The following is a 3,195-nucleotide window of genomic DNA, read 5'->3' on the forward strand; positions in this document are numbered from 1 at the left end:
GCCGTGCAGGGTCAGGTTGCAGCCGCAACCGTTACGACCCGTGAGTGAGAACCCAAATGGTTTCCAAGTATCGAAATCAGGTAACTTAATCTGAATACATAGGGTTAAGTGGCGAACGCAGGGAACTGAAACATCTAAGTACCTGCAGGAAAGGACATCAACCGAGACTCCGCTAGTAGTGGCGAGCGAACGCGGACCAGGCCAGTGGTAATTGAGAGCCAAGCAGAACCGTCTGGAAAGTCGGGCCGTAGTGGGTGATAGCCCCGTATGCGCAATGCGAACAATTATCCTTGAGTAGGGCGGGACACGTGAAATCCTGTCTGAACATGGGGGGACCACCCTCCAAGCCTAAGTACTCGTGCATGACCGATAGCGAACTAGTACCGTGAGGGAAAGGTGAAAAGCACCCCGACAAGGGGAGTGAAATAGTACCTGAAACCGGTTGCCTACAAACAGTTGGAGCCTGAAATGGTGACAACGTACCTTTTGTATAATGGGTCAGCGACTTAGTGTAACGAGCAAGCTTAAGCCGGTAGGTGTAGGCGTAGCGAAAGCGAGTCTGAACAGGGCGTTCAGTTCGTTGCATTAGACCCGAAACCGAGTGATCTAGCCATGAGCAGGTTGAAGGTTGGGTAACACCAACTGGAGGACCGAACCCATTTCTGTTGCAATAGATTGGGATGACTTGTGGCTAGGGGTGAAAGGCCAATCAAACTCGGAAATAGCTGGTTCTCCGCGAAATCTATTTAGGTAGAGCGTCGACCGAATACCCCCGGGGGTAGAGCACTGGATGGGCTATGGGGACTCACCGTCTTACTGATCCTAACCAAACTCCGAATACCGGGGAGTACTAGTCGGCAGACACACGGCGGGTGCTAACGTCCGTCGTGGAAAGGGAAACAACCCTGACCAACAGCTAAGGTCCCCAAGTCATGGCTAAGTGGGAAAGGATGTGAGGATCCCAAAACAACCAGGATGTTGGCTTAGAAGCAGCCATCATTTAAAGAAAGCGTAACAGCTCACTGGTCTAAATAAGGGTCTTTGCGCCGAAAATGTAACGGGGCTCAAGCCATGCACCGAAGCTTTGGGTTTGCACGTTTACGTGCAAGCGGTAGCGGAGCGTTCTGTAAGCTGTCGAAGCATGATCCGCGAGGACGTGTGGAGGTATCAGAAGTGCGAATGCTGACATGAGTAACGATAAAGAGGGTGAGAGACCCTCTCGCCGAAAGTCCAAGGGTTCCTGCTTAAAGTTAATCTGAGCAGGGTTAGCCGGCCCCTAAGGCGAGGCCGAAAGGCGTAGTCGATGGGAACCACGTTAATATTCGTGGGCCTGCGGGTAGTGACGGATCGTGTGTATTGTCCATCCTTATCGGATTGGTTGGGCAGTGAAGCGGTCCCAGGAAATAGCTCCCGCATATAGACCGTACCCGAAACCGACACAGGTGGACCGGTAGAGAATACCAAGGCGCTTGAGAGAACTCTGCTGAAGGAACTCGGCAAATTGCACGCGTAACTTCGGGATAAGCGTGACCCTGCAGCGGGCAACCGTTGTGGGGTGGCACAGACCAGGGGGTAGCGACTGTTTATCAAAAACACAGGGCTCTGCGAAGTCGCAAGACGACGTATAGGGTCTGACGCCTGCCCGGTGCTGGAAGGTTAAGAGGAGAGGTGCAAGCCTTGAATTGAAGCCCCAGTAAACGGCGGCCGTAACTATAACGGTCCTAAGGTAGCGAAATTCCTTGTCGGGTAAGTTCCGACCTGCACGAATGGCGTAACGACTTCCCCGCTGTCTCCAGCAGAGGCTCAGTGAAATTGAATTCCCCGTGAAGATGCGGGGTTCCTGCGGTTAGACGGAAAGACCCCGTGCACCTTTACTATAGCTTTACACTGGCATTCGTGTCGGCATGTGTAGGATAGGTGGTAGACTTTGAAGCGTGGGCGCCAGCTCGCGTGGAGTCACCCTTGAAATACCACCCTTATCTACATGGATGTCTAACCGCGACCCGTTATCCGGGTCCGGGACCGTGTATGGTGGGTAGTTTGACTGGGGCGGTCGCCTCCTAAAGAGTAACGGAGGCGCGCGATGGTGGGCTCAGAACGGTCGGAAATCGTTCGCTGAGTGCAATGGCATAAGCCTGCCTGACTGCGAGACTGACAAGTCGAGCAGAGACGAAAGTCGGTCATAGTGATCCGGTGGTCCCGCGTGGAAGGGCCATCGCTCAACGGATAAAAGGTACGCCGGGGATAACAGGCTGATGACCCCCAAGAGTCCATATCGACGGGGTTGTTTGGCACCTCGATGTCGACTCATCGCATCCTGGGGCTGGAGCAGGTCCCAAGGGTATGGCTGTTCGCCATTTAAAGCGGTACGTGAGTTGGGTTCAGAACGTCGTGAGACAGTTCGGTCCCTATCTGCCGTGGGTGTAGGAATATTGAAAGGATCTGTCCCTAGTACGAGAGGACCGGGATGGACGGATCTCTGGTGGACCTGTTGTCGTGCCAACGGCATAGCAGGGTAGCTATATCCGGACTAGATAACCGCTGAAGGCATCTAAGCGGGAAACTAACCTTAAAACGAGTATTCCCTGAGAGTCGTGGGAGACCACCACGTTGATAGGCCGGGTGTGGAAGCGCAGCAATGTGTGAAGCTTACCGGTACTAATAACTCGATCGGCTTGATTGTTCGCATTGCTTGTATCCATCTAAAACGTCCTCACGGATGAGCGCAGCCTCGCTGCTATCCTCCGGACAGGGCGGCCAAAAGGGGCCGACAGCCAGTCGGCCTTGCGTCGGTAAACCGACGGCCTTCAGTCGAAGGCTGAAGGTGGCGCAAAACCAGTCGCCCACAGGGCAGGCTGGCCAAGGTGACGGACTTCAAAGACACAGCTTCTCTTTTGTTACATGCGCTTTGCCGACCTGGTGGTTATGGCGGAGCGGCTGCACCCGATCCCATTCCGAACTCGGCCGTGAAACGCTCCAGCGCTGATGGTACTTCGTCTCAAGACGCGGGAGAGTAAGTCGCTGCCAGGTCTGCAAAGCGCATGAAACAAAGCTTCTCATTTACGAACAAGCCGCACAAATGCGGCAAAACGGCCGCCAACATCAGGCGGCCTTGTCATATCCAGAACACGCAAGGTAAGCTCACGCTTGCTTTGGACGCCAGTCCAAAATGGTGACGCGGGGTGGAGCAGCCCG

Annotated in this window: 2 rRNA genes (1 of these 2 only partly in view); both read left to right on the forward strand. The window is 54.3% G+C overall.

Going from position 1 to position 3,195, the window contains the following annotated elements:
• Nucleotides 1-2,683: ribosomal RNA gene (locus IOD40_RS12895) — 23S ribosomal RNA — on the forward strand; it begins 324 nt to the left of the window's first position.
• Nucleotides 2,684-2,915: 232 nt separating this feature from the next.
• Nucleotides 2,916-3,030: ribosomal RNA gene (rrf, locus tag IOD40_RS12900) — 5S ribosomal RNA — on the forward strand.
• Nucleotides 3,031-3,195: the final 165 nt, after the last annotated feature.

This window comes from Aquamicrobium zhengzhouense (assembly GCF_016124105.1).
Lineage (GTDB): Bacteria > Pseudomonadota > Alphaproteobacteria > Rhizobiales > Rhizobiaceae > Aerobium > Aerobium zhengzhouense.